Origin of the sequence: Streptomyces sp. NRRL S-350, from assembly GCF_000719705.1 — a bacterium.
In the GTDB taxonomy this organism is placed as follows: Bacteria; Actinomycetota; Actinomycetes; order Streptomycetales; family Streptomycetaceae; genus Kitasatospora.
Genome location: NZ_JOHO01000007.1, coordinates 92831 through 119013, shown reverse-complemented (window position 1 = coordinate 119013; position 26183 = coordinate 92831). Strand labels below are relative to the sequence as shown.

Genomic DNA, 26183 nt, shown 5'->3' with positions numbered 1-26183 from the left:
CCGGGCGCGGGGGCGCCGCCACCGGGGGATCGGTGGCCGGCGCCCCGGCCGTCACAGCGCCCCAGGCCACCGGGGCGGCGGGGCTTGCCCGGGCTCGCTCAGAGCTTCTGCCAGGCCGGCTTGGCCGCGTAGGTGTCGCGGAAGTAGTCGGCGAGCTTGAGGCGGGAGGCGGCGGCCTCGTCGACCACCACGGTGGCGTGCGGGTGCAGCTGCAGCGCCGAGGCGGGGACCATCGCGGACAACGGGCCCTCCACGGCGAGGGCGACGGCCTCGGCCTTGGCCTCGCCGGTGGCCAGCAGCACCAGGTGACGGGCTTCCAGGATGGTGCCGATGCCCTGGGTGATGACGTGGTGCGGGACCTCGTCGATGCTGTCGAAGAACCGGGCGTTGTCCTCCCTGGTCTGCCGGGTCAGGGTCTTGATCCGGGTCCGGGAGGCGAGCGAGGAGCAGGGCTCGTTGAAGCCGATGTGGCCGTCCGTGCCGATGCCGAGCAGCTGGAGGTCGACGCCACCGGCCTCGGCCAGCGCGCGGTCGTAGGCGGTGGCCGCGGCGGCGATGTCCGTCGCGTTGCCGTCCGGGCCCAGGAAGGAGTCCTCGGTCAGGCCGAGCGGCTCCACGACCTCGCGCAGCACCACCGAGCGGTAGGACTCCGGGTGGCCGGCGGGCAGGCCGACGTACTCGTCGAGCTGGCAGACCCGGGCCCGGGAGGCATCCAGGCGGCCGTCGCCGACCCGCGCGGCGAGGGCCTGGTAGATCGGCAGCGGGGTCGAGCCGGTCGCGACGCCGAGCAGGGCGTCGGGCTTGTCGGTCAGCAGATCGGTGATCGCCGCGGCGATGAGTTCGCCGGCCGCTGGGGCGTCTGGGACGATCACGATTTCCATACTGGGTCCACCGTTCTGAGGCGCGGCTGAGGTCTAGACCTCCGAGGTCTAGACCAGTTTGCCGTGAACGGGTGCCCCAGGTCCACCCGGGTGCGGGTGCGAAGCGCTCCCCACCTCTCCGGTCTCCGTACGGGGCCGGTGGGCGCGGTGTTCCGGGCGCCCTTCCGCATGGGGGCGGACGCCGGTGGGCCGGCCGCCGGGAGGTGGATCCCGGCGACCGGCCCGGACCGGGGCCGCGGCCCCGGCTCGTCCTGCTGCTGCCACTGCACGTCCCGGCCGGGCGGAGGCGCTATCGCCCGGCCGCGCGGACGGCGTGCGCTGCGGCCCGTCGAGGGCCCCGCGATCAGAACGGGCTGGTACAGGTGGTGATCTGCTTGGCCGCGTCCAGCGCCGGTCCGGCGGTGGCGCAGACGATGCGCAGGTCGGTGGTGACGACGCGCGGGGTGACGGCCTTGGCCGAGCCGAGCCGCACGGTGGTGGCCGAGGCGACGGTCTCCCACGGGCTGCCCCAGGCGGCCTGGGTGCGGACCTCGACCTTCACGATCGTCAACTGGGCCGCGTCGGCGGTGACCTGGGCGACGCCGACGATGCCCTCGCCGTCGGCCTGCTGCGAGATGCAGGGCCGGTTGAGCACCGAGGCGCAGGCCACGGTGCCGGTCTCGGACGAGGCCGTGGCGGCCATGGCCGGGCCGGCCGCCAGGCCTGCGATCCCTGCCACCGTCATCATCACAGCTGCGATCCGAGCGCGCATGATATGAACCTCCTTGGAAATTAAGGGGATCTCACTCTTTGAGATGAGTCTTGCACACATTGTGGACGACGTGTGGTGTGCGTTGCGTCACACTGCTGGTGACCGTTCAACTACATAGGGCAACGATTCGCCGACTGTTCGGCGCCCGGACACCTCATGTCCTGACGACCGCTCGGTTCGCGGGCGGCGGGCGCCGTCCGGCAGGGTTGGCGATGTCCCTTCACTCGTCCGAGTGGCGGATGGACACCGGGACGAACGGGGCGGATAGCATCGACCCGATCCCACGGAGGTGGCTGCGTGGACACGGTCATCGTGCAACTTCCCGGTGCGGGGCCCGAGATGGCGCCCGGCGCGGCGCCCGGCCTGCTGCGGATGGGCCCGGGCGAGGTCGCGGTGTTCGGGCGCGGCGAGCCCGGGCGGCCGGTCGCCGTCCCGCTGCCCGACCAGGGCGTCTCCCGCCGCGCGGGCGAGGTGGTCGCGGCCGAGGACTACTGGCGGCTGTCCAACTTCAGCACCTCCGCCACCTACGTCGTGGAGAACCTGGAGGGGGCGGGCGAGCACATCAAGGTGGCGCCCGGCCGGCTCGGCGCGCCGGTGCCGTTCGAGCTCTCCCGGGTGCTGCTGCCCGCCCTCGGCGAACCCGCCTCCTTCAAGGTCTTCGCCCCGCAGCACGCCTATCTGGACGGCCGACCGGGCGGCGCCGACGGCGAGCACACCGTCAGCCCCTTCGCGCTCGACCCGACCGCCAAGTACTTCCTGGTGCTGCTGGCGCTCTGCGAGCCCCGACTGCGTTCGCCCTCCGCCGCGGCCGTCCCCGGCGTCACCGAAGTGCTGGCCCGGCTGCGCGCCCTGCCGGCCTGCCGCGGCCTGACCCGCTCGGCGGTGAACTACCACATCGACTACCTGGTGGAGACGAAACTACGGCTACGCGAGCCGTACGAGGACGGCCCGGGCGGCGGCAAGCGCGAGGAACTCGCCGCGCTGGCACTGAAGTTCGACCTCGTGCGGGAAGAGCACCTGGCCCTGCTCCCGCCCCGGCGCCCGGCCGCCCGGCCATGAGACCCGCCCGGCCCGGCGACCCGCACCCCGGCCTGCCCGACGACCTGCCGTTCGACCTCCCCGACGGCTACCCGATCGCCGGGTACCGCACCGGCGCCTTCCTCGGCGCGGGTGCCTGGGGTCGCGTCCACGCCGCCGAGGGCCCGGACGGCGCCCCCGCCGCCGTCAAGTTCCTCGGCTCCGCCCGGTTCAGCCCGGGCCAGCGCCGGACCGTCGCCCGGATGGCCCGCAGCGAGGAGCGGTTCGGCCGCCGCGCCGACCACCCCCACCTGATCCGCACCCTCGCCGTGGTCACCGTCGACGACCCGGACCGCCCCGGACTGGACGGCGCCGTCGCCCTGGTGATGGAGCGTGCCGCCCGCAGCCTCCAGGACGTCCTGGCCGACGCCCGGCCCGGCACGGCGGTGCCCGACGCCGAGCGGATCCTCACCGGGGTCTGCGCCGGGCTGACCCACATGCACCGGGCCGGCTGGGTGCACGGGGACCTGAAACCGGCCAATGTCCTCCTGACGGCCGACGGCACCGCCAAGATCGCCGACTTCGGCCTCACCGCCGAGCTGGAGGGCACCCACGCCTACGCCCCGCCGCTCGGCTCGCCCGACCACGTCCCGCCCGAGTGGTGGTCCCAGCGCACCGGCCCGCGCGGCATCGCCGTGCGCCCCAGCGCCGACGTCTGGGCCTTCGGCGTGATCGCCCACCAGCTCCTCACCGGCGGGCTGCACCCCTTCCTGGGCGCCACCGCCCGCGCCCGCTCGCTGGCCGCCCAGGCGTACGCGCGCGGCGCGGCACCCCTGCGGCTGGACGAGGCGCTGCCGGCGCGCTGGCGGCCCGTGGTCACCGCCTCCCTGGCCCGCGGGCGGGAGGAGCGGGATCGCGTCGACCTCGCCGCCCTGGTCGCCCGCGCCACCGCCCGACCGGCCCGGCGCCGCCGGGCCGCCGTCCGGGCCGGCGCGGGCCTGCTCGCCGGCGCGCTCGCCGTCCTCGCGCTGACCGGGGCGCCCGAGCCCGCCGGGCCGACGACGCACCGCGCCCCGCCCCCGCTACCGGGCGCGATCCCGGCCGGCGCGGACGTTCCGGTCGCCTACCGGGGCATGATCGAGGACGCCGCCCGGCGCTGCCCCGAGCCGGAGGTCACGCCGGTGCTCCTGGCCGCCATGCTCAAGGCGGAGAGCGGCTTCGACCCCGATGCCGCCAGCCCGGAGACCGGCGAGTACGGGATCGCCATGTGGACGCCCGCGGTGTTCGAGGCCTGGGCCAAGGCGGCCCATCACGCCGGCCCCAAGTCCTACCTGGACCCGGGCGACGCGATCGCCGCGATGGGCAACTACGTCTGCTGGCTCGACCAGCAGCTCAAGCACGCCGGCTACACCCGCGGCCTGCCCGCCCTGGTCGCGGCCGCCTACCGGACCAGCGACAAGACCGTGGAGGCGGCCGGGGGCGTCCCTGAGCGCGTCCGTCCCCATGTCGACAAGGTGATCCGGTACCTGTCCGACTACGGCGGCAAGAGCGACGAACCAGGATGAGTTCCGGCATGTCGCCCGGTGCCCGGCGCGGGCGCCCGAGTGACGGGCCCCTCGTCTGGGATCCTCGGCGGCATGATCGCGAAGCTCCGCGCGGTGGCCGCGCAATGGACCGTCGTCGTCCCGGTGCTGTCGTTCGTCGTCCTCGTCCTGACCTGGCACAAGGACCTGCCCGGCTGGGTGGTGGGTGTGGTCGCCTGCTTCCTGGTGGCGGCGGTGCTGTCCGCCGTGCACCACGCGGAGGTCATCGCGCACTGGTCGGGGGAGCCGTTCGGATCGCTCGTGCTCGCGATCGCCGTCACCGTGATCGAGGTCGCGCTGATCGTGACGCTGATGGCCGACGGCGGGCAGAAGTCCTCCACGCTGGCCCGGGACACCGTCTTCGCCGCCGTGATGATCACCTGCAACGGCATCCTCGGCCTGTCCATCCTGGTCACCGCCGTCAGGTACCGCACCGCCGTCTTCAACGCCGAGGGCACCGGCGCCGCACTCGCCTGCATCGCCACCCTGGCCACCCTCAGCCTGGTGCTGCCGACCTTCACCACCAGCTCGCCGGGCCCGCAGTTCTCGACCACCCAGCTGACGTACGCGGCCACCGCCTCGCTCGTCGTCTACGGGCTGTTCGTGGCCACCCAGACCGTCCGGCACCGGGACTACTTCCTGGCCGTCGGCCACGAGGGCGGGGTGCCCGACGAGGAGGAGCACGCCGGCGCGCCCACGGTGGGGGCCGCCGGGATCAGCCTGCTGCTGCTCGCCGTCGCGCTGGTCTCGGTGGTCGGCCTGGCCAAGGGCGTCTCGCCGACCATCGAGAAGGCCGTGGACGACGCCGGCCTCCCGCACGCCGTCGTCGGCGTGGTGATCGCCCTGATGGTGCTGCTGCCCGAGACCATCGCGGCGCTGCGCGCGGCCGCCCGCAACCAGGTGCAGACCAGCCTCAACCTGGCCCTGGGCTCGGCGCTCGCCAGCATCGGCCTCACCATCCCGGCGGTCGCGATCGCCTCCACCTGGCTGCCCGGCCCGCTCGTCCTGGGCCTGGACCCGGCGCACATGGTGCTGCTGACCCTGACGGTCGTGCTGGGCACCCTCACGGTCATCCCGCGCCGGGCGACGCCGCTGCAGGGCGCGTTGCACCTGGCGGTGCTGGCGGGTTACGTGGTGCTGGCGGTGAACCCGTGACGGGCGGCCAGCCGTAGTCCCGGGTGGAAGCCCCTCGCCTGCTCCCCCGTCAGGCGAGGGGCTTCCGGCGTGCCCGGGCCCGGTCCCGGAACGGACGGGACCGCTGAGGCCTCTGATGCCGGTGAGTCCGGTGGTTCGGATGAGGCCCGTGGTGCTGATGTCATCCGGTGGGGCCAGCGGTGAACCGGGGACGGGGCGCCGCCCGTAGTCCGGGGTGAGGGCCGCTGGTCCACCCCCGTGGCCGGGGGCCCTCGCCGGCGACGACGCCGTCGGCCGTGGTCCTCCCTGACCCGGGCGCCGTCGTACGGCACGGAGCCCCTGGACCCGCAGCTGCTCGCGGATCCAGGGGCTCGGTCGTGCCGCGGCCCAGTCGCGGCAGGTGCCCGGGGCGCGGTCGGCGCACCGGACGGGCCCGGTGCCTCAGGAAGAGGTGCGGCGACGGCGGGTGTAGACCACCGTGCCCGCGCCGGCGGCCAGCAGGACGGTGCCGACGCCCGCGTACAGCAGGGTGCCGTCGCTACCGGTGCTGGCCAGCTTCTTGCCGTCCGAGGGGGCACCCGGGATCGGGGTGGGGACGCTGACCTTGGCGGGCAGGGTCAGCGGCTCGTCCGGGTTGACCGGGGTGTCGGTGGTCGGGGTGTGCACCGGCACGGTGGCGGTCGGCGGGTTCGACGGGCCGGGGCTCGGGACGCCGGTGGGGGCGGCGGTCGCCCCGTCGGTCGGTTCCCCGGTCGCCGGAGTCGTCGGGGCCGGGGTGGTCGGCGCCGGGGTGGTCGGGGCGGGAGTCGTCGGCGCCGGGGTGGTCGGGGTGCCGGACGGCTTCGCGGTGGGGCTCCCGGTCGGCGAGGCCGGAGTGGAGGGGCCGTGCGACGGCGTGGTCGGCACGGTGGTCGGGCCGGTGGACGGGGCCTTGGTGGGGGTCGGCGTCACGCTCGGCGAGGGCTTGCCGGTCGGGGCGGGGGTCTGGCTGCCGCAGTCGACCTTGAAGACCTTGTGCTTGGGGTTGTTGAGCTTCGTGTCCTTCGGCAGTTCGCCGTCGACCAGCTCGACGGACTGCCAGTAGAGCTTGTAGTGGCCGTCCGGCAGGTGGATGTCCTCGGTGCGGACGTGGCCGTGGCCGTCGACCGGGAGGTCGCCGTACGCGACGAGCTTCTCGGTGGGGCCGCCGCCGACGGTGGTGATCGCCCAGATCACGTCCTGGTCGGCGTCGAAGCCGAAGGAGTCCAGGTAGAAGGTGCAGACCTTGGGCTCGTTGCGGACGTCCTCCTGCCCGGTGGCGGCGTCGTGGATCTTGACGGTGCCGTTGTTGCCGGGGGCACCGCCCTTGCCGCCGACGGCGTGCGCGGCGGCGGGGGCGAGCAGCATGAGGGCGGCGGCGGTCGGGACGGCCACCAGGGAGCGCGCGGCGGTGGAGCGGATGTGCATGGCTGTTCCATCGGGTACAGCAGGCCGGGACGAACCTGCGCGGCGGGAGGGAGCCTCTGGTCGGCCGTTCGGTGCGAGCCGGTGCCGTACGACGGGAGGGGCACAAAAGCTCCCGCAGAGCTCACCGTGACGCAAGGTGGGTTTGGCCGAAATGCATCGCTGTGCACGGTTGGTCCGACTAGTTCGTTACAACGATCCGATCACCCGGTTGTCATGGTTTCGTGTTCGTTCGGGCCGGTGCGGCGATCGGTGACAGTCAACTCGCGGCCCCTGTTCGGCGGGTGAACCCGAGGGGTCGAGGTGGCCGGTATTGACCGCTCCCCGGCGGTGGCCTGCGTGTCGGGGCGGCAGCCGGGCACCAGGGTCAATATCGTCCGTCTGGGACCGCCCAGTGCGCCCTGCACGTCCAGCCGCAGATCCCGTTGCGCGCGCAGCCGATCCGACCCCGTGGGAGATTGCGATGCCCGGCCCAGAGCAGAACGCCGAGGAGAGCGCGGACGTCATCGTGGTGGGGGCCGGCCCGGCCGGCTCCACCGCCGCCGCCCACCTCGCCCGGACCGGCCTGGACGTCCTGCTGCTGGAAAAGTCGGCGTTCCCGCGCGAGAAGGTCTGCGGGGACGGCCTCACCCCGCGCGTCGTCAAGCAGCTGACCGACCTCGGCGTCGACGTCTCCGAGGAGGCCGGCTGGCTGCACAACCGGGGCCTGCGGCTGATCGCCGGGCGGCGCGCGCTGGAGTTCGACTGGCCCGAGCTCTCCGCCTTCCCCGGCTACGGACTGGTCCGCCGCCGCGCCGACTTCGACCAGCTGCTCGCGCAGAAGGCCGCCTCCCTCGGCGCCCGGCTGGTCGAACGCGCCAACGTGGCGGGCCCGTTGGTGGACGAGCGGACCGGCCGGATCACCGGGGTCACCGCCAAACTGGGCGAGGAGCGCCGGCCGGTCGCCTACCGGGCCCCGCTCGTGGTCGCCGCCGACGGCAACTCCACCCGACTGTCCGTCGCCATGAAGCGCTACCGCCGAACCGACCGCGCGATGGGCGTCGCCTACCGCACGTACTTCACCACCCCGCGCCACGAGGACCGCTACCTGGAGGCCTGGCTCGACCTGCGCCACCCCGACGACCCGGCCCGGCGCCTGCTGCCCGGCTACGCCTGGGTGTTCGGCATGGGCGACGGCACCGCCAACGTCGGCCTCGGCGTCCTGGACACCGCCAAGGCGGACGTGGACTGGCGGGACCTGCTGCGCCGCTGGTGCGAGGACCTGCCCCCCGGGTACGGCTACACCCCCGACGGCGTCACCGAACCGATCCGCGGCGCCGCCCTCCCGATGGGCCTCAACCGCCAACCCCACTACGCGGACGGCCTGTTGCTGGTCGGCGACGCCGGCGGCACGGTCAGCCCCGGCACCGGGGAGGGCATCGCCTACGCCATGGAATCCGGCCGCTACGCCGCCGAGACCATCGTCCAGGCCCTCGCCCGCCGCACCGACCGCGGCCGCGAACTCGCCCTTCGCGGCTATCCGCAGGCCCTGCGCTCCGCCTACGCCGGCTACTTCGCGCTCGGCAGGCTGGCCGCCGACCTGCTCGGCCGCCCCCGGGTGCTCGGCGCCGCCGGGGCCGCCGGACTCGGCCACCCGGCACTGCTGAAGGTGGTGTTCCGGCTGATGGTCAACCTGACCGAGCCCAACTCCAAGGACGCCCTCGACCGGCTGCTCCACCTGGTGGGGAGGGTCGCCCCGGGACGGTGACGGAACCCGGCCGGGCGGCCCGTCCGTCCCGTCCCGTCGGGTGGGCGGTCCCCCGGTCGGGTGGGCGGTCCCCCGGTCGGCTGAGCGGCCCGGCGCCCCGGCCTTGGCCGAAACCGGGGAATCCGACGCGCCCTCCGCCACGTCGTGTTGACGAACGATCAGCGGATCCGCTTGCCTGGTGCCCGTCCGGACACGGAGGGTGACCGAAGTGCCCCTCCGGATGACACCCCTACGACGGAGACACCGTGCGCCTTCGCCTTCGCCTGCTCGTCGCGCCCCTCGCCGCGGCCGCCGCCCTGCTCGCCCCGAGCATCCCCGCGGCGGCCGCCGACACGGCCACCGCCGGAGGACGGGCGGCCACCCCGTCCGACCAGTGCTCCGCGGCCTTCTTCCACGACGACGCCCGACTCGGGCCGCAGGACCTCCCGACCACCGGCCCGGTCGGCCGCCAGCTCACCGGTTACCGGCGCACCGGCGGCGCGAGCGACCAGGACTTCCTGGCCCGGCACTACGACCCGGCCGCCAACGGCGGCAAGGGCGGCTGGATCTACCCGCCCGCCGACGGCTACGTCACCCTGCCCGACGGCAGCCCGATCGAGTTCGACCTCACGCTCCAGCCCAACCAGAACATCGACCGCTACGGCAGCGAGTACGGCGCCTTCCTCGCCCCCGAGGGCCTGCCCTACGCCAGCCGCGCGATCCCGCCGCAGAGCCTGGACGGCAACCCGCCGGCCGCCTGCAACTACCACGACTACAAGGTCGTCAAGGCCTTCAAGGTGCACGCCGGCCCGATCGCACCATGGTTCGACCAGCCCGGCTGGGGCCTGCAGTACCAGCTGGACGGGGCCCTGGTGGCGGGCGGCCCCGCCAAGCTGAACGTGATGTGGCTGGTCGACAACGGTTACCTCGCCCGGATCTGACGCGGCCGTCGGCCGGGCGGCGGCCGTCGCCCGGCCCCCGACCGGGCACCGGACGCCTCCGCCGGCCGTCGCAGCCCGGCCGCGGCCCGGTCGCGCACCACGGCGGGCGGCCCCGGTGCCGGTAATCCGCTGGCGGCCCCGCGGGGCCGGGAGGTAGGAAGACCGGATGACCACCAGCGAGACCCCTGCGGCCGTCGGCGACCGGCGCGTCCTCCGCCCCGCCGTCCTCGACCTCGGCGACGCCCTGCTGCGCCCCTGGGGGCGCGCCCTCGACGTGCCCGGCGGCGTCGTCCCCGCTCTCGTCGCCGCGGCGACGGACCCGGACATCGCCCGCTGGAACCCGCTGAGCGCCACCGATCCGGCCGCCGCCGAGGCCTATCTGGACCGCTGCGACGCGCACTGGGCCGACGGCACCATGGCCGCCTTCGCCGTCACCGACGCCGCCGACGGCACCCTCCTCGGCAACGCCTTCCTGCGGTGGAGCAACCAGGCCGACGGCGTCGCCATGGTCGGCTACTGGCTGCTCGCCGCCGCCCGAGGCCGCGGCCTGGCCACCCGCGCCGCCACCGCCGTCACCCGCTGGGCCGTCGAGACCGCGGGCGCCCGCCGCATCGAACTGTTCCACGCCGTCGGCAACGACCCCTCCTGCCGGGTCGCGGAGCGCGCCGGCTTCCCGTACGAGGGCACCCTGCGGGCCTCCTGGCGCTTCGAGGGCCGCGACTACCAGGACGAGCACCTGCACGCCCGGCTGGCCTCGGACCCGTTCGCCGCCCCGGCCCGGCCCGCCTGACCCCCGGGCGGACGCTACGCGCCCCCACCCCGCCACAGCCCAGGCAGCGCGCAGGACGGGGGAGCGGCCTAACCTGGAAGGGCGCGTACGGCGTGCGGCCTGCGACGGGAAGCGGTGGCCATGACGGTGATCTCGGCGGCTCTCTTCGGTACCGACTGGCGGCCCGCGCTGCCCGGCGGCACCGAACTGCTGCGCGAGTGCGCCCTCCGGGGCTGGACGGTCGTCCTGACCGGCCCCGGGCCCGGCGGGGCACCGGCGCTGACCGTGGCCGACCCCGGGGGCGACCCGCTGCGGGCCGCCCTGGAACTGGTGGACGGCGGCACCCCGCACGCCGTGGCCGTCGCGGGCAGTGTGCGCGAGGTACGGGCGGCGCGGCGGGCCGGGGTGCCGTGCGTCGCCCTGGAGACCGGCGGGGACGCCGGCCCGGAGCTGCGGGCAGCGGGAGCGGCCGAGGTCCACCGCGACGCCGCCGCCCTGCTGCGTGTCCTGGACGACAGCCTGCTCGCCCGCCCCCGCGCCTTCGGGCCCGTGGGCGCCGCAACTGGCCGTCCCCGGAACGGTTAGCGCCGGCCCGTACCGGGAAACCGCCCGGGTGCGAGCACGTCACCGGAAGTGTCGGAGGTGACCGAGATGGACGGTCCCGCTTTGAGCGGATGGGAGCGGCGTCTCCTCGAGGAGATCGAGTCCGATCTGCGCCAGGACACACGGCTCGACCGGAAACTGAGCACGATGGGCGCCAAACGGCCCGGCCGGGTGCGCGGCGTGCTCCGCGCGGTCGGACGCCGGCTCTCGACCGGGGTGGTGGTGACCGCCCTGGTCATGACCGCGATCTGCCTCGGCGTGGGCGCACGGACCCCGACCACGGCCGTGCTGACCGCGCTCGGCGTGGTCTGGGCGGCCTCGGTGGCCGCCGCGGTCGCCACCGCCGAACTGCTGCGCCGCCGAGGCACCTCCCGCGAACGCCGGGCCCGCACGGCCCCGCCGGAGGAGCAGCGGGAGCGCCGGGACCGGCGGCCCTGGGACCGGCCGGAGGCGTGAGGCGATGAGCACCGAACTGTGGGAGTACCGCCCCGGCTCCTCCCACCCCGCCGCCGGCCCAGGCCTGGTCGGCTACGAGGTGCAGGCCACCGACGGCCCGGTCGGCCCGGTCGAGCGCGACACCGGGGACCACCTGCTGGTCGACGCCGAGTCCTGGGTGCCGGGCACCAGGGTGCTCGTCCCCGTCGGCCTGGTCGCCCGCGTCGACCACCTGGAACTGGCCGTCCACCTCGACTGCCCGCGCGCCAGGCTCAGTTCCGCCCCGGCCGCCGCGGTCGACCTGACCGCCCCCGACGAGCGCTGAGGAACCGAGTCATGGGCTGGCCCACCACCACGCTCACCGGCCGGACGATCGCCTTCCTGGTCGCCCCGTACGGTGTCGAGCAGATCGAACTGACCTCCCCCTGGCAGGCCGTCGCCGAGGCCGGCGGCACCCCGCGCCTGCTGTCCACCGCCGAGGGGCGGGTCCAGGCCGTGCGGCACCACGCCCCCGGCGACACCTTCGCCGTCGACGCCCTGGTCGCCGACGCGACCCCGGACGCCTACGACGGCCTGGTCCTGCCCGGCGGCGTCGCCAACCCCGACGACCTGCGCCTGGACCGGGCGGCGGTGGCCTACGTGCACGCCCACTGCGCCTCCGGCCGCCCGACCGCCGCGATCTGCCACGCCCCCTGGACCCTCATCGAGGCCGACGCCGTCCGGGGCCGCACCCTCACGTCCTGGCCGAGTCTGCGCACCGACCTGGTCAATGCGGGCGCCCACTGGGTCGACGAGCCGGTGCACGTCTGCCGGGACGGCCCCGGCCCCCTCGTCACCAGCCGCAAGCCGGACGACCTGCCGCTCTTCACCGACGTCCTGGTCACGGAGTTCGCCCACGCGGAGGCGAAGCGGCGGAAGTGACGGCCCCGCCGACGGTCCCGGTCGTCACGGCCACGGCCGCCGCGCGGCACCGGGCGGTCGACGAGGCGTCAGTCGCCCCGCAACCGGACGAAGGTGGCGGTGGGCGGGCGGCCGGTGAGCGTGAGTTCGGCGCGCAGCGGACCGGTGAGGGGGTGCACCGGCCCGTGGTCCGGGTCGGTGGTGGCCGGGCCGAGGAGGGGGCCGACGACCTCGGCGACCTCACGGGCCTGCACGGCGGTGAGCCGGGGGGTGGTCAGGAAGACGCGGCCGTCGTCCAGGCGCAGGATCAGCGCGTGCGGGCGGGAGGCCGGGCCGGTGACGGCGCGGACGGTGGCGTCGAGGGTGTCGCTGCGGCGGTACTTGACCCAGGCGCGCCCTGCGCCGCGCGGGCGGTAGGGGGACGCGGCGGCCTTGCAGACCAGGCCCTCCACGCCGGTGTCCGCGAGCTGCGCCATCCACTCCAGCGCCTCCGCCCGGTCGGTGGTGGCCATCACGGGCTGGATCGGCGGCGGGACGTCGGCCAGGGCGGCCAGCAGCAGGCGCCGGCGGTCGGTGAGCGGCAGTCGGCGGACGTCGCGGCTGGGCAGGGCCAGCACGTCGAAGACGATCAGGCCGAGGGCGACGTCAGGGGCGGCCGCGCGGGCCTGGCGGGTGCGCAGCAGCTCGCCGAAGGCGAACCGGCCGCCGCGCCAGGCGACCAGTTCGCCGTCCAGGACCAGCCCCTCGGGGAGCCGGGCGACGGCGGCGGCGATCGGCGGGAACTCGGGCGCGAGGTCGCGGCCGGTGCGGGACTGCAGCACCGGCGGGCGGTCGCCGCGGGCGAAGGCGACGCAGCGGAAGCCGTCCAGCTTCAGCTCGTACTGCACGCCCCCACCGCCGAGGCCGTCGGCGGGCGGCACGGCGGTGACGGCGGCGGGGCGCACCACCTCCACGGGCGGGTGCAGCACCTGGCGCGGCTGCTCCGGTTGCTGCTCCGGCCGCTGATGGGTCGGCCGCCCCGGCTGGTGTCGGGGCGCTGCCGAAGGGGCGGGCGGCAGCGGCCGGGCCTGTTCCGGGTCCAGCAGCGGGGCGAACAGGTCGCCATGGGTGTCCAGTCGCTCGGGGACCTCGGCGAGGGTGAAGGCGAGGTCCGGCTCGCCGCCGGCCCGTTCCAGCTCCGCCCAGGACAGCGGGGTGGACACCGTCGGTCGCGGCCGGGCCCGCAGGGTGTACGGCGCGGCGGTGGTCTTCTTGGCGTTGTTCTGCGACCAGTCGACCAGCACCCGGCCCTGGCGCCGGGCCTTGGCCATGGTGTGCACGACCAGCTCCGGGTGCTCGGCCTCCAGGTCGGCGGCCAGGGCCTTCGCGTAGGCGGAGACCCGGGTGCTCGGAGTGGGCTCGATCGGGACCAGCAGGTGCAGGCCCTTGGAGCCGGAGGTCTTCACCCAGGCGTCGAGGCCGTCGGCCGCGAGCCGGTCGCGCAGCAGCAGCGCCACCGCCCGGCAGGTGAGGACGTCCGCCCCCTCGCCGGGGTCGAGGTCCAGGACCAGCCGGTCGGCGACGGCCGGCGCGGCCGCGTGCCACTGCGGGACGTGCAGTTCCAGGCAGCCCAGGTTGGCGACGGTGAGCAGCGCCGCCCCGTCCTCCAGCACCACCTGGCGCAGCTCGCCGGTGTTGCTGGGCACGTCGACGGTGCGCACCCAGTCCGGGGTGCCGGGCGGCGGGTTCTTGGCGACGAACACCTCCGCCTCGACGCCGTCCGGGCACCGCAGGAACGAGACCGGGCGGTCGCGCAGGTGGGGGAGCAGGGCGGCGTGGACGGCTGCGTAGTAGCGCAGCACCTCGCCCTTGAGGGTGCCGGTGCGCGGGTAGTACACCTTGTCGAGGTGGGAGAGGGCGAGGGTGCGCCCGTCCACCGTCATCTGCGGCATGGGCCGTCTCCGTAGCCTCCGACGGGTTGCCCCCGCAGCCAGTCTGCCCCGGTTCGGCGGCCGGAGCCCGCGAACCGGCCCGGCTCCCCGGGTCTGACCCGACCGTCGGCCTCCGGCAGCGCGAGACGGAGCGCCCGGCGCGTGGTCGCCGGTGTGGCCACCGCGTCACTCCACGGCCGGCCGGGGCGCGCCCGGGTGGGGGCCGGAGCGCCTGCGATCGCCCTCCGGGGCGGCGGCGTCGCGCGAGTCGTGGTCCGTTCTCGGTGCTGCGAGGTCCGCTCGGGTGCCCGTTCCGACGTCCGCTCGGGTGTCCGCGCGGGTGCCCGCTCGACCGCGTGTGGTCGCCCTGCCAGTACCGGCGCTCCGGCGGTCGGCGCCGTGGGCAGCGGCGGCCAGGGGGTCGCGGGCGGTCTCCGGCGCGGTCGCGGGCGGGTGCGGTGTTGCTTATGGTGAGGTCGCGGTCACCCCGTGCGCGCCCGGTCGGGCGCCCGGGGCGACGCCTGGGGGGAGACCGGGGGGAATCACCGACGAAGGAGTCCCCATGACCACTGCCCGAGACATCATGCACACCGGCGCGCAGTGCATCGGCGAGCACCAGACGCTGGCCGAGGCCGCCAAGATGATGCGCGACAAGAGCGTGGGCGCGCTGCCGATCTGCGGCGACGACCAGAAGCTGAAGGGCATCATCACCGACCGCGACATCGTGCTGAGGTGTATCGCCGAGGGCAAGGACCCGGCCAAGATGACGGCCATGGAGCTGTCCGGCCACCTGCACTGCGTGCGCGCCGAGGACAGCATGGAGATGGTGCTGCGCAAGATGGAGCAGCACCAGATCCGGCGCATCCCGGTGATCGACGGGGAGCGGCTGGTGGGCATGATCAGCGAGGCGGACCTGGCGATGGGCCACCGCGACGGCCAGCGGCTGACGGACCAGCAGATCATCGACTTCATGGACAGCGTCTACCTGAAGCAGTGACCCGGCCCGGTCGGAACCCGACCTGAGCCAGGCCCCGTCCGCGCACCGTGACCGGCCGGTCCCCTCGTACCGGCCGGGCCCCTGAAAGGTGCCGGACGGGGCGGTCGCGCGTCTTGTACAAATGCGCACGGCATCGGATTCGAGCGCGGCCGGCCGGCGGGTGGCGACCGACGCGGGCGCGGCCGCCTACGGCGTGCCGGTGTCGAGGACGGCGCTGGTCACCCGGCCGGCCACCCGGTCGGTGGGCTGCTCGTGCAGGGCGGCGGCGCCGCGCCGGGAGGCCAGGAACTCGCGCGGCGAGCAGCCGACCATGGCGCGGAAGCTGCGGTCGAGGTGGGACTGGTCGTAGTAGCCGCACAGCGTGGCGAGGTCGGCCCCCGTGGGGTGGTCCCGGTGGTGCTCCCGAGCGGCCAGGACGCCGAGGGTGTGCTGGAGCCGGAGAATGCCGGCGGCCTGTTTCGGGGCGAGCCCGAGGTGCTCGCGGAAGCGCAGCTCCAGTCGGCGGCGGCTCCACCCGGTGCCGTCGACCAGGGTGTGGATCGGCACCAGCCCGTGGGAGCGGCGCAGTTGGTGCCAGGCCCAGCGGACGGAGGGTTCCCAGTCCGGGCCGTACGCGAACAGCGCGGCGAAGTACCCGTCCAGCATGGTGAACCGGGCCGGCCAGCCCGGGGCGTGGGCCAGCCGTTCGGTCAGCGCCCGCAGCCGCGGGCCGAGGACGTCCCCGGCCTCGGCCCACTGCCCGCCGAGGTCGCCGGCCAGCGGACCGAACGCCCGGAACGCGCCCTGCGGGGTGAGCGACACGGCCAACCCGTGCAGGACGCCCGTGTGTTCGGCGATCGTCGCGGTGCGGCGCAGACCCGCCGCGACCGATCCGAACGAGGCGGCGGGTGCGGGCATCACGGCGTCGGTGAGGCGCATCGCGCCCTCGAAGGCGAGCGCGACCGTGACCACGTCCGTCGGCACCTCCAGCCGCCGCCGGGTCTCCCGCAGGGCGAGGTGGTAGCCGCGGTAGCCGAGGACGTACCGGCGCAGTGGGGCGGCGGGCGTGCCGAGGACCATCCCGGGCGCGGTCGTCGGGAGGGTGCTCCGGACCATCTCAACTCCCGTGCTACGCCCGGTGGGTGCGCTGTGCGCCGTGCACGGATCATCGTAGGCCCCGCGGCCGCGGCCGGCTTGCCAGGGCGTCTCATTGGCCGGATCCCGGTTCCCCGCCGGCGGGCGTGCGGGCAGAATCGCGACCATGGGAAAGCAGTACGAATGCATCGACGGCCGGCTGCGCCGGTTCATCGAGCGCCAGCCGGTCTACTTCGTCGCGACCGCCCCGCTGACCGCGGACGGGCACGTCAACCTCTCGCCCAAGGGCCGCTCCGGCACCCTCGCGGTGATCGACGAACTCACCCTCGCCTACCTGGACTTCGGCGGCTCGCAGGCCGAGACGGTGGCCCACCTGCGGGAGAACGGACGGATCACCCTGATGTGGTGCGCCTTCGAGGGGCCGCCGACCGTGGTGCGGGTGCACGGCCGGGGCGAGGCGGTCTTCCGCGACGACCCGCGGTTCGCCGACCTGCTCGGCCACTTCGACCCGGGTGCCGACGGTTCGGGGCTGCGGGCGATCGTGCTCGTCACGGCGGAACGGGTCAGCGACTCCTGCGGGTACGCGGTGCCGTTCATGGACTACCGCGCCGACCGGGACCTGCACGCCCAGTACTTCGACCGCAAGGGCGAGGAGGAGTTCAGCGCATACTGCGAGCGCAAGCCGCTCGTCGGCACCAGCCTCGACGGCCTGCCCGCCGTCCCGCTGCCGCTCCCGCCCCGGCCCGCCGCCTGACGGATCGCTCCCCGACGGAGGCTGCCGAGGAGGGACGGTCGGGCCCGGTCGGCGGGGGCGCCGACACGGCGAAGCCGCCGCGCCCGGCAGGGGGGGCGCGGCGGCAGTGCGGGGTCCTACTTGGTCAGACCGGCCTTGACGGAGCAGACCGGCCAGGCACCCGGGCCCTGGGCCGCGAGGACCTTCTCGCCGATGGAGATCTGCTGGTCCTTGGTGGCCAGGTCGGCGCGCGGGGCGAAGGAGGTGCCGCCGAAGGCCGCCCAGGTGCTGGAGGTGAACTGCAGGCCGCCGTAGAAGCCGTTGCCGGAGTTGACGGCCCAGTTGCCGGTCGCCTCGCAGGCGGCGACCTTGTCCCAGACCGTGGCCGGCGCCGCGGAGGCGCTGGTGGCCGTGACGAGGCCGGCCACCGGCAGGGCGGTGAGCGCCCCGGCCATCAGCGCCATCCGGACGCGGTTGCCGCGCTTCGGGGTGGCGGTGGTGGTGGCAGCGGCAGTCTCGTTACGGAAGGTCATGGATTTCCTTTCGGAGGGGGTTGCGAGCGCGCGGAACCAGGCCCTCGGAAGGCCGTCGGTTTCGGGGACACGTCACTCGCGTGGTCGGGCACCGTTCCTGCTCGGGGGCGGTGGAGCCCGTCCGGAGCGGATCGCTCGGTGCAACGGGTTCGAAGTTACGGGGGCGGTGGTGGACGGTTCAAGGATTTCGACGTTCAGGCACGTCAGAGGCCTGTTACCGGGCGTAATGATCAAGGAAATGGGGAAATTTGGACGTATTTGCCCCTATTTTCAAGATCGATTCGCTTCGGATGGTGCCCCGCGTCACGCCAACGGCCGTGTGAGGCCGCGCACATCGTCGACAACGCGTAGCGGTCCGCCAGCCGCCGGTGCCGGATCCGCGGCGCCCGTCGCCGCCGCGGGTGGCCCGCACCACAGGCCTCACCCGGGGTGGTCCCTGCGCTCACTCCCCGTGGCGGAATAGCCTCAGGCCATGAGCAACGACAGCGATGCAGCGGACACGGCGGACGCAGGAGAGGCGGACGCGGGTGCCGGAAGGGTGCCCGGAGGCAAAGGCCCGGCCGGAGTGCCGGCCGGCGCGCCGACCGGGGGAGAGGACCACGAGCCCGCGGCCGCGCCCGCGGGCTTCGAACTGGGCACCGACGGCCCCTCGGTGATCCTGGCCGGCCTCGACGGCTCCGACTCCTCCTGGCGCGCCACCGCCTACGCCGCCGGACTGGCCCGCCGCCAGGGCGCCGTCCTCGCGGTGGCGTACATCCAGCCCATCCTCGGCGCCGCGACGGCCCTGGCCGGGGCCGCGGTGGAGGAGACCACCCAGGAGATCGCCGACGAACTGCTGGCCGCCCTGCGGGAGGCCGAGGAGCGGGTGCGCGAGGTGTGGAAGGTGGAGTGGCGCTTCCTGACCATGCGCGGCGACCCGTACGGCGGGCTGGCCAAGCTCGCGGACGAACTGCGCGCCGACGCCGTCGTGGTCGGCGTCTCCGAGCAGGCCGGGCACAAGGTGATCGGTTCGGTGGCCGTCCGACTGGTCAAGGCGGGCCGCTGGCCGGTGACCGTCGTCCCGTAGGGGCTGGGGCCGTAGCGGCAGGGGTGGTCGGGCGGCGCGCTGGGTCAAGTCGGGCCGGGGCAAATCGGGTTCGGGACGAGTCGGTTCGGGCTTGAGGGCCTGGGCCCGGGTCTGAGTCTGGGCCCGGGTCTGGGCCAGGGCCGGCCGCCGGCCTGCCTGCCCTCCGGGCGGGCGGCGGCGGGGCGGCGGGTAGGGTGCGTGAACATGACGGACACGCGGGGCACGCACCCCTCCGAGCCCGCCCACCCGACCGGAAGCGACCTGCACCTCGACCTCCCCGTGCACGGCGGCCGCAGGGCCGCGCTGATGGCAGCCCTGCGCGAGGCCATCCGCAGTGGGCGCCTGGCGCCCGGCACCCGGCTCCCGCCGTACCGCTCGCTCGCCGCCGACCTCGGCCTGGCCCGGAACACCGCCGCCGAGGCCTACGCCGAACTCGTCGCCGAGGGCTGGCTGACCGCCCGTCAGGGCTCCGGAACCGCCGTCGCCGAGCGCGCCGAGCCCGCCCCGCCGACCCGGGCCCGACGCCCCTCGCCCCGCCCCGGGCCCCGGCACGACCTGCGGCAGGGGCGGCCCGACGCCGCCTCCTTCCCCCGCGCCGCCTGGCTCGCCGCAGCCCGCCGCGCCCTCACCGCCGCGCCCAACGAGGCCTTCGGGCCCGGCGATCCACAGGGCCGGCGCGAACTGCGCACCGTCCTCGCCGACTACCTGGCCCGCGCCCGCGGGGTACGCACCGACCCGGAGCGGATCGTGATCTGCTCCGGATTCGCCCACGCGCTGCGGCTGCTCTTCGACGGCGCGCGGCCCGTCCTGCCGCCCGGCGAGAGCGGGCCGCTGGCCGTCGAGGCGTACGGGCTGGGCTTCCACCGCGGGCTGCTGGCCGCCGCCGAGGTCACCACCGTTCCGCTGCCGATCGACGAAGAGGGCGCCCGGGTCGACGAGTTGGCGCACCACAGGGACGTCCGTACGGCCCTGCTCACCCCCGCGCACCAGTTCCCGACCGGCGGCCCCCTGCACCCGGGCCGTCGGGCCGCGGTGGTCGACTGGGCGCGTGGCCGGGGCGGGCTGGTCCTGGAGGACGACTACGACGGGGAGTTCCGCTACGACCGGCAGCCGGTCGGCGCCGTCCAGGGCCTCGACCCCGAGCGGGTGGTCTACCTCGGCAGCACCAGCAAGAGCCTCACGCCCGCGCTGCGCCTGGGCTGGATGGTGCTTCCCGACCACCTGGTCGACCGGGTGCTCGCCGCCAAGGGCGAACGCGAGGGCTGGGCCAGCGCGTTGGACCAGCTGACCCTGGCCGAGTTCATCGACTCCGGCGGCTACGACCGGCACGTGCGCCGGATGCGCCGCCGCTACCGCGACCGCCGCGACCAGTTGGTGGCAGCCCTCGCGGCGAGTGCCCCGCACGTCTCGGTCTCGGGCATCGCGGCCGGTCTGCACGCGGTGCTGCGCCTGGAGCCGGGCACCGAGCGGTCCGTGCTCCAGGCCGCCGCCCGCCGCGGCCTGGCCGTGGACGGACTCGCGGACTACCGGCACCCGGGGATCACCGCGGAGGCCATGCCCGCGGTGGACGGCCTGGTGGTCGGCTACGCCACCCCGCCCGACCACGCCTACCCGGCCGCCCTCGCGGCGCTGTGCGACGTCCTGCCGCCGCCGGTCTGAGCGCGGAGCGACGGCGAGCGGGAAGGGGGGCGGAGCATAGGCCTTCCGGCGCCCCGGTGGGGCCGGAACGCGGCCGACCGGTGCGCGGTGTCCGCTCACCACTCATGCGCCGGTACGGGATCGGGCCGAGGCGGGCAACCCCGGGGGTTCCCCGCCCTACGCTCCTTGGTCATGCGCAGAACACATCCGATCCGCGCCGGGCTCCTCGCGTGCCCGGCCCTCGTCGTCGGTCTGCTCCTCTCCGCCGCACCCGCCCGGGCCGACTCCCCACTGCCCCTCACGGCCGTCTCCGACAGGCAGACGACCGTCAGGGGCGGCGAGTTCACGCTCACCCTGACGCTCACCAACCCGTACGACACCCCGATCCAGTTCGTGTACCAGAGCGTCCAGGAGACCTACCCGACCACCCTGGAGACCGGCCTCAAGTTCACCGAGACGGCCTGCGGCACCCAGACCAACGGCTGCAGCGACAACGTCCACGGCGGCATCGCCCGGTACAACGTGCCGCTCGCCCCCGGCGCCGCCAGCACCTTCACGGTGACCTACGCCATCGCGCCCGACTCGGCCTGCGGCGACGCGACCCGGATCGACTTCTACTCCTACCTGTACTACGAGTACAACGGAGGGCTGAGCAGCAACTCGGGCATCGTCGGAGTCCCCGGCACCCAGGTCGCCTGCGCCTGATCCGTTGCCGACCCGGGGCCGTCCCGTCGCCGACCAGAGGCCGTCCCGTCGCCGACCCGGAGCCTGCCCGTCGCGGGCCCGTCGCCGACCCGGAGCCGGCCCGCGTGCCTCGGTGTTGCCAGCCCCTCGTTCCCCCTTCCTCCCCGTTCCACGCGCCCCCAGTGCCCCCGTCAGGCGCCGGCCGCCCCCGTGCCGGCGCCTGACGGGCCGTCCGCGCGCAGTCCCCTTTCGGTGTGCCGGGTTGACGCGGGCTCTGACGCCGGGCGAGGGCCCGCGGGGCCGCCCGACGGAGCGGTGTCGGGGTGGGAAGTCGTTGGTGGCACAGGGGTCGCGCTCGCGAACGGATGTTCCTCCGGTCGGCGGGGCGATGGGGGCGGACCGCGCGAGATTCACCCTATCGGGGGGTAGTGGCCGTCCGTACGAGCCTGGCCGGGTCCTGGTGATCTAGGGTTCCGGGTGGGTCGCCGGGAGACGGCGGCCGCATTCGCGATTCCTCGCCAACTCCCCCACCAGTATACGGATCTGATGATTCGTCACGGCATGCGCAAGGGCGGACCGGATGGCCCTGGCCGCGTGAGCCGAACCACAGGAATGGAGACCCTGCCGATGCCCGTGGACACGACCCCGGAGACAGAGCAGGTCAAGCAGCAGAGCCTTGCGACGGCCGCTGCCCGGAACCTCGCAACCACGACCAAGTCCGCACCGCAGATGCAGGAGATCACCTCCCGCTGGCTGCTCAAGGTGCTTCCCTGGGTGCAGGCCGCCGGTGGCGCCTACCGGGTCAACCGACGGCTCACCTACGCCGTGGGCAACGGCGTGGTGGAGTTCATCAAGACCGGCTCGCAGGTCCGGGTGATCCCGGCGGAACTGGGCGAGCTGGCGCTGCTGCGCGGCTTCGAGGACGAGGAGGTGCTGACCGCCCTGGCCGACCGCTGCCAGCAGCGGGACTTCGGCCCCGGCGAGGTGCTCGCCACGCAGGGTGAGGCCGCCGACCGGATCTTCCTGATCGCGCACGGCAAGATCAACCAGATCGGCACCGGCAAGTACGGCGACGAGACCGTGGTCGGCGTGGCCGGCGACGGCGACCGCTTCGGCGACGACGCCCTGCTGAACCCGGACGCCTGCTGGGAGTTCACCGCCAAGACCGCCACCGCCGGTGTCGCGCTGACCCTGAGCCGGGCGGACTTCGCCGCCATCCGGGACAACGCGCCGAGCCTGCAGGAGCACCTGCAGGCCTTCCTGGCCCTGCCGCTCCAGGCCCAGAACGAGCGCGGCGAGGCCGAGATCGCGATGTCGGCCGGTCACCACGGCGAGTACGAGCTGCCCGGCGCCTTCGTGGACTACGAGCTCAAGCCCCGCGAGTACGAGCTGAGCGTCGCGCAGACCATCCTCAAGGTCCACACCCGCGTCGCGGACCTGTACAACCAGCCGATGAACCAGATCGAGCACCAGCTCCGGCTGACCATCGAGGCCCTGCGCGAGCGCCAGGAGCACGAGCTCGTCAACAACCCGGAGTTCGGCCTGCTCAACAACGCCGACTTCGACCAGCGGATCCAGACCCACTCCGGGCCGCCCACCCCGGACGACCTGGACGAGCTGCTCAGCCGCCGCCGTGACCCGGACTACCTGCTGGCCCACCCGCGGACCATCGCCGCGATCGGCCGGGAGTTCAACGCCCGGGGCCTGTACCCCACCCACGTCGACCTCGGCGGGCAGCAGGTGCCGGCGTGGCGCGGGGTGCCGATCCTGCCGTGCAGCAAGATCCCGATCACCAAGGAGAACACGAGCTCGATCCTCGTGATCCGTACCGGTGAGGACAACCAGGGTGTGATCGGCCTGCACCAGACCGGCATCCCGGACGAGTACCAGCCGTCGCTCTCGGTCCGCTTCATGGGGATCGACGACAAGGCGATCATCTCGTACCTGGTCAGCGCCTACTACTCGGCCGCCATCCTGGTGCCGGACGCGGTGGGCGTGCTGGAGAACGTGGAGATCGCGCACCGCCGGCACTGAACCCGCGGAGGAACCCGCGGAACATCGGGTTCGGACCGTAACCGGCCGACTAGAAGATCGTTTGACCTGATGACGGACGGCCCGCCCTCGGAGGCGGGCCGTCCGCCTGATCATTTCTGATCACTTTTGGTCGTGGCCGATCGACTTTCAGGCGGGGACTTGACCGCTTCCGGTCTGCCTGCCGGTCCAGTGGCGGCGCATCGACCTCAGCCCCAGCCCCAGCCCCAGCCCCAGTCCCAGTCCCAGTCCCAGTCCCAGTCCCAGCCCCAGCCCCAGCCCCAGCTCAGTCCCGGTCCGCGTTCGTTCCGACCCCCCAACGACCCGAGAGGTGTGTGGAGTCATGCCCCAGCGTCGGCAACTCCGACGGATACCGCTGCACGCCGGTGGGAGTGCGACCTCCGGGCGACGGGTACGGCTGGTCGGCGCGGCGGTCGGCGTGGTCGCGATGTGCGCGCTGGTCACCGGTGCGACCGCGTCCGGGGCCGAGCACGCCGGGGGGCATCCGCGCGGCGGCCCGGCCGTGGACGTCTGCGTGTGCACGGAGACGGACGTCTCGGTCTCGGTGGGGCCGGGCGGGAGCGTGGGCGTCGGGGTCGGCGTCGACGTGCAGGTCGGGGTCGGCGTCGCCCCGAGCGTCGGCACCGGCGAACACGGCCACGAGCCTCCGCACCGACACCACCCGTGCCACACGCCCAGGGCCGCCACGGCACCCGTCGCGCCGCCCGCCTCGCCCTCGATGGGGCTCCGGCAGGAGCGGGGGCGGCCGGCCGGCGAGCAGGACGGCCACGGCGGCCCCGGTGAGCACGGCGGGTCGGACGGGAACGACGGGCGGGATGAGCCCGACGGGTGGGGGCACCACGGGCACCACCATCACCCGTACCCCTGCCCGAGCCCCACGCCCACGCCCTCGCCTACCCGCATGCCCAGCCCGACTCCCACGCCCAGTCCGACGCCCACCCCGACCCGGACTCCTCCGCCGAGCCCGACGCCGACGCCGACGCGCGCTGCCACGCCATCGCCGACAGCCACGCCGTCACCGGCGCCGCCCGGCCCGTCGCCCACCCGCATGCCGCCGGCACCCGCGCCCTCGCTGCCCCCACCGCCCGCGCCTGTCGCCCCGCCGGACCCCGCGCCCGCAGCGCCGCCTCCGCCTGCCGCTCCCGCCGCCCCGAGCCCGGTGAGCCCCGGTCCCGCCCCGACGAGCCCGCTCTGGCCGACACCGTCGGCGCGGCCGGTGTTCCACGTCGTGGCGTCGAAGCCGGTGGCGGTCTCGAAGCACCACCACGGCGCCACCATGACCACCACGATGCTGCTGATCATGGTCCCCGGCGTGCTCGCGGCGGCGGCCCTGCGCCCGGGTCGCGGCGGCGGTCGAGGTCGCTCGGGCAGGTCCTGAGCGGCAGGGCCCCGGTGCCCGCCGGCTCGTCCCGGGGTCGACCGTGGGACCGCCCTCCCGGGATCGCCGCTGAGATCGCCCCGCGATCGGCCGACCGGCGGACGCCGGGGCGGCCACCGAATCTTTCGTTCCGTCACAAGCCAAGCCAGAGAAGGGAGTTCCCATGTCCGAATGGGTGGCGTTGACCATCGCCATGGCGTCGGCCTGTGCCGTCGTGGTGGCGGTGGTGCTGCTGAGGCACCGCCGGGTGAGCAGGGTGGAGGAGAACGCGGACGAGACCCCGGACGTCATCGAGTACATCACGATGATGATCGGCGTCGTGTACGCGATCGTCCTCGGCCTCGCCATCGCGGGTGTCTGGGAGGCGCGCGGCGCCGCCCAGGACGACCTGTTCCGCGAGGCGCAGTCGCTGCGCGAGGTGAGCGACCGCGCGGTGGTCTACCCGGTCGAGTTCCGCGACCAGGTCCGGGCCGACGTGGACGCCTACGTCAGCTACGTGGTGAACGTCGAGTGGGACTACATGCGCGACAACGGCGAGATCAGCCCGAAGGGCGACCAGCTCCTGCAGAAGCTGCAGACGGACGTCGCCACCCGGCCCCCCGCCTCCGACCTGGAGGCGCAGGCCTACCAGCCGATCCTGGACCGGATCGGCCAGGCCTCCGACGCCCGTGACTCGCGCGGACAGAACGTCGGCCCGACGATGCCCGGGATCGTCTGGTTCGGACTGATCGGCGGCGCGGTGGTGACCGTCGGCATGCTGTTCGCGCTCCAGATCCGGCGCACGCCGCGGGAGTTGGTCCTGGCGCTCTGCTTCAGCGCGCTGATCGCCTTCCTGCTGTTCATGATCTGGGACTTCGACGACCCGTTCTCCCGCAGCGTCTCGGTGACCACGCAACCGTTCCAGGACCTCTTCCCCTCGCTCGACCTCAAGGGCTGAGCCGGCCGGCTGCAAGGCGCTCGGCTGGGAACCCCAGCCGAGCGCCGGCCCGGGCGGGCCGAGGGGAGCCGGCCCGGGCGCGGTGGGGGCACGCGGGCGGGTGACGCGTGCTGACGGGCGGTGCGCGGACGCGCCGGGCGGCCGGCCCGGTCGGGTCACGACTGGAACGGGTCGGACCGGACCGATCTCCGCCGTCCTCGCGGTCCGTCCACCGGACCGTTCCGCCATCCGGCCGCGGCGGCCCGGTAGGTTGGCCGGGACGAGCGGGCCCGCCGAACGGAAGTGGCCCGCCCATGGGAGGAGGCGCGATGGACAGCCAGGACTGGGACGACCGCTACGCCGCGAGCGAACTGGTGTGGGGCACCGCGCCCAACCGCTGGGTGGTGCGCGAACTGACCGGCCACGCCCCCGGCCACGCCCTCGACCTGGCCGCCGGTGAGGGCCGCAACGCCATCTGGCTGGCGGCCCAGGGCTGGGAGGTCACCGGACTGGACTTCTCCGCCGTCGCACTGGAGCGCGCCGAACGCCTCGCCGCCGACCTGCCGGCCGAACTCGCGGACCGCCTCACCTGGCGCCACGGCGACGCCCGCACCTTCGAGGCCCCGGCCGCCGGGTACGACCTCGTCCTGGTCGCCTACCTGCAGCTCCCCGCCGCCGACCGCCGGACCGCCCTGCGCCGCGCCGCCGAGGCGCTCGCCCCCGGCGGCACCCTGCTGGTCGTCGGGCACGACCTCAGCAACCTCACCGAAGGCATCGGCGGCCCGCAGGACCCGGCGGTGCTCTTCACCCCCGAGGAGGTCCTGGCGGACCTCGCCGACCTCGGCCTGCGCACCGTCCGCGCCGAGCGGGTGCTCCGTCCGGTGGGCGGCGGCGAGTCCGGGCACCGGGGCGCTGCCGGCGGGGGCGAAGCCGGCGTCGCGGTGGACGCGCTGGTGCGGCTCGAACGGGCCGCCGCGTGACTGGCCGCCGCGTCGGGGGCCCCCGCGTGACGGACCCCC

At 74.8% G+C, this 26183-nt stretch carries 25 protein-coding genes and 1 pseudogene; 18 read left to right on the top strand and 8 right to left on the bottom strand.

All coding sequences use genetic code 11. The annotated features are described in order from the left end of the window. Positions 1 to 98 precede the first annotated feature (98 nt). Together nagB and IF30_RS0109450 are read right to left on the bottom strand one after the other, a co-directional pair. Positions 99 to 881 (bottom strand): glucosamine-6-phosphate deaminase, encoded by a 783-nt coding sequence (gene nagB / locus IF30_RS0109455; protein WP_030234757.1) that lies wholly within the window; start codon positions 879 to 881, stop codon positions 99 to 101. 343 nt (positions 882 to 1224) lie between these two features. After that, on the bottom strand, positions 1225 to 1632 hold the full coding sequence (locus IF30_RS0109450) for a hypothetical protein (protein WP_158834870.1): 408 nt from the start codon (positions 1630 to 1632) through the stop codon (positions 1225 to 1227). Between the two features lie 297 nt (positions 1633 to 1929). Here IF30_RS0109450 and IF30_RS0109445 point away from each other — a divergent pair, with 297 nt between their 5' ends. From IF30_RS0109445 to IF30_RS0109435, 3 genes are all read left to right on the top strand, one after another. Further along, positions 1930 to 2691: a hypothetical protein gene (locus IF30_RS0109445; RefSeq protein ID WP_030234753.1), complete on the top strand. Its 762-nt coding sequence runs from the start codon at positions 1930 to 1932 to the stop codon at positions 2689 to 2691. Then, positions 2688 to 4214, top strand: a complete 1527-nt coding sequence (locus tag IF30_RS0109440) for a serine/threonine-protein kinase (RefSeq protein WP_051709606.1) — start codon at positions 2688 to 2690, stop codon at positions 4212 to 4214. Before IF30_RS0109445 ends, IF30_RS0109440 begins: the two co-directional genes overlap by 4 nt. Before the next feature lie 72 nt (positions 4215 to 4286). Next, the gene (locus tag IF30_RS0109435; protein ID WP_030234747.1) at positions 4287 to 5387 is read left to right on the top strand and encodes a calcium:proton antiporter; all 1101 of its coding nucleotides are present in this window, start codon (positions 4287 to 4289) and stop codon (positions 5385 to 5387) included. 420 nt (positions 5388 to 5807) lie between these two features. Here IF30_RS0109435 and IF30_RS49160 read toward each other — a convergent pair whose 3' ends face one another. After that, the gene (locus tag IF30_RS49160; RefSeq protein WP_051709604.1) at positions 5808 to 6812 is read right to left on the bottom strand and encodes an LPXTG cell wall anchor domain-containing protein; all 1005 of its coding nucleotides are present in this window, start codon (positions 6810 to 6812) and stop codon (positions 5808 to 5810) included. A gap of 460 nt (positions 6813 to 7272) precedes the next feature. Here IF30_RS49160 and IF30_RS0109425 point away from each other — a divergent pair, with 460 nt between their 5' ends. From IF30_RS0109425 to IF30_RS0109395, 7 genes are all read left to right on the top strand, one after another. Next, positions 7273 to 8556, top strand: a complete 1284-nt coding sequence (locus tag IF30_RS0109425; protein WP_030234740.1) for a geranylgeranyl reductase family protein — start codon at positions 7273 to 7275, stop codon at positions 8554 to 8556. A 245-nt stretch (positions 8557 to 8801) separates the two neighbouring features. Continuing rightward, positions 8802 to 9476 carry a TNT domain-containing protein gene (locus IF30_RS0109420; RefSeq protein ID WP_037899421.1) on the top strand — a complete coding sequence of 225 codons (675 nt, stop codon included), beginning with the start codon at positions 8802 to 8804 and terminating at the stop codon, positions 9474 to 9476. Positions 9477 to 9642: 166 nt separating this feature from the next. Continuing rightward, a complete protein-coding gene (locus IF30_RS0109415; RefSeq protein WP_037899419.1) occupies positions 9643 to 10266 on the top strand; it encodes a GNAT family N-acetyltransferase in 624 nt (207 codons plus the stop codon). Positions 10267 to 10386: 120 nt separating this feature from the next. Beyond that, positions 10387 to 10830 carry an HAD family hydrolase gene (locus IF30_RS0109410; protein WP_051709602.1) on the top strand — a complete coding sequence of 148 codons (444 nt, stop codon included), beginning with the start codon at positions 10387 to 10389 and terminating at the stop codon, positions 10828 to 10830. A gap of 66 nt (positions 10831 to 10896) precedes the next feature. Beyond that, positions 10897 to 11304, top strand: coding sequence for a DUF3040 domain-containing protein (locus tag IF30_RS0109405; protein WP_158834867.1), 408 nt, complete (start codon positions 10897 to 10899; stop codon positions 11302 to 11304). Positions 11305 to 11308: 4 nt separating this feature from the next. Continuing rightward, a complete protein-coding gene (locus tag IF30_RS0109400) occupies positions 11309 to 11608 on the top strand; it encodes a hypothetical protein (protein WP_051709600.1) in 300 nt (99 codons plus the stop codon). Between the two features lie 11 nt (positions 11609 to 11619). Then, on the top strand, positions 11620 to 12204 hold the full coding sequence (locus IF30_RS0109395; RefSeq protein ID WP_051709599.1) for a type 1 glutamine amidotransferase domain-containing protein: 585 nt from the start codon (positions 11620 to 11622) through the stop codon (positions 12202 to 12204). Between the two features lie 68 nt (positions 12205 to 12272). Here the strand turns inward: IF30_RS0109395 and IF30_RS49155 are convergent, their stop codons facing one another. Then, positions 12273 to 13070, bottom strand: a complete 798-nt coding sequence (locus tag IF30_RS49155; RefSeq protein ID WP_234322656.1) for a DNA ligase — start codon at positions 13068 to 13070, stop codon at positions 12273 to 12275. Positions 13071 to 13235: 165 nt separating this feature from the next. Next, positions 13236 to 14114, bottom strand: a pseudogene (gene ligD, locus IF30_RS49150) (non-homologous end-joining DNA ligase); the annotation flags it as partial. 541 nt (positions 14115 to 14655) lie between these two features. On the opposite strand from ligD, the gene IF30_RS0109385 reads away from it, so the two are divergent. Beyond that, a complete protein-coding gene (locus IF30_RS0109385; protein ID WP_030234718.1) occupies positions 14656 to 15090 on the top strand; it encodes a CBS domain-containing protein in 435 nt (144 codons plus the stop codon). Positions 15091 to 15276: 186 nt separating this feature from the next. Here the strand turns inward: IF30_RS0109385 and IF30_RS0109380 are convergent, their stop codons facing one another. Then, positions 15277 to 16185, bottom strand: coding sequence for a helix-turn-helix domain-containing protein (locus IF30_RS0109380; protein WP_051709597.1), 909 nt, complete (start codon positions 16183 to 16185; stop codon positions 15277 to 15279). Positions 16186 to 16330: 145 nt separating this feature from the next. Between IF30_RS0109380 and IF30_RS0109375 the strand changes: the two genes are divergently transcribed. Next, on the top strand, positions 16331 to 16918 hold the full coding sequence (locus IF30_RS0109375; protein WP_030234714.1) for a pyridoxamine 5'-phosphate oxidase family protein: 588 nt from the start codon (positions 16331 to 16333) through the stop codon (positions 16916 to 16918). A 116-nt stretch (positions 16919 to 17034) separates the two neighbouring features. Here IF30_RS0109375 and IF30_RS41200 read toward each other — a convergent pair whose 3' ends face one another. Beyond that, the gene (locus IF30_RS41200; RefSeq protein ID WP_030234709.1) at positions 17035 to 17430 is read right to left on the bottom strand and encodes a transglycosylase family protein; all 396 of its coding nucleotides are present in this window, start codon (positions 17428 to 17430) and stop codon (positions 17035 to 17037) included. 472 nt (positions 17431 to 17902) lie between these two features. Here IF30_RS41200 and IF30_RS0109365 point away from each other — a divergent pair, with 472 nt between their 5' ends. The 4 genes from IF30_RS0109365 (at position 17903) to IF30_RS0109350 (ending at position 22852) form a co-directional block, all read left to right on the top strand. After that, a complete protein-coding gene (locus IF30_RS0109365) occupies positions 17903 to 18496 on the top strand; it encodes a universal stress protein (RefSeq protein ID WP_078891254.1) in 594 nt (197 codons plus the stop codon). Between the two features lie 204 nt (positions 18497 to 18700). Further along, a complete protein-coding gene (locus IF30_RS0109360; RefSeq protein WP_030234704.1) occupies positions 18701 to 20155 on the top strand; it encodes a PLP-dependent aminotransferase family protein in 1455 nt (484 codons plus the stop codon). Positions 20156 to 20326: 171 nt separating this feature from the next. After that, on the top strand, positions 20327 to 20839 hold the full coding sequence (locus tag IF30_RS0109355) for a hypothetical protein (protein ID WP_051709592.1): 513 nt from the start codon (positions 20327 to 20329) through the stop codon (positions 20837 to 20839). A 606-nt stretch (positions 20840 to 21445) separates the two neighbouring features. Beyond that, the gene (locus IF30_RS0109350) at positions 21446 to 22852 is read left to right on the top strand and encodes a family 2B encapsulin nanocompartment shell protein (protein WP_030234698.1); all 1407 of its coding nucleotides are present in this window, start codon (positions 21446 to 21448) and stop codon (positions 22850 to 22852) included. Positions 22853 to 23722: 870 nt separating this feature from the next. Here the strand turns inward: IF30_RS0109350 and IF30_RS44530 are convergent. Further along, positions 23723 to 24172, bottom strand: coding sequence for a hypothetical protein (locus IF30_RS44530; protein ID WP_063752553.1), 450 nt, complete (start codon positions 24170 to 24172; stop codon positions 23723 to 23725). A gap of 239 nt (positions 24173 to 24411) precedes the next feature. Here IF30_RS44530 and IF30_RS0109335 point away from each other — a divergent pair, with 239 nt between their 5' ends. Continuing rightward, positions 24412 to 25185, top strand: coding sequence for a DUF4239 domain-containing protein (locus IF30_RS0109335; RefSeq protein WP_030234688.1), 774 nt, complete (start codon positions 24412 to 24414; stop codon positions 25183 to 25185). A 308-nt stretch (positions 25186 to 25493) separates the two neighbouring features. Next, the gene (locus IF30_RS41190; protein WP_030234685.1) at positions 25494 to 26144 is read left to right on the top strand and encodes a class I SAM-dependent methyltransferase; all 651 of its coding nucleotides are present in this window, start codon (positions 25494 to 25496) and stop codon (positions 26142 to 26144) included. The last annotated feature ends 39 nt before the right edge of the window (positions 26145 to 26183 follow it).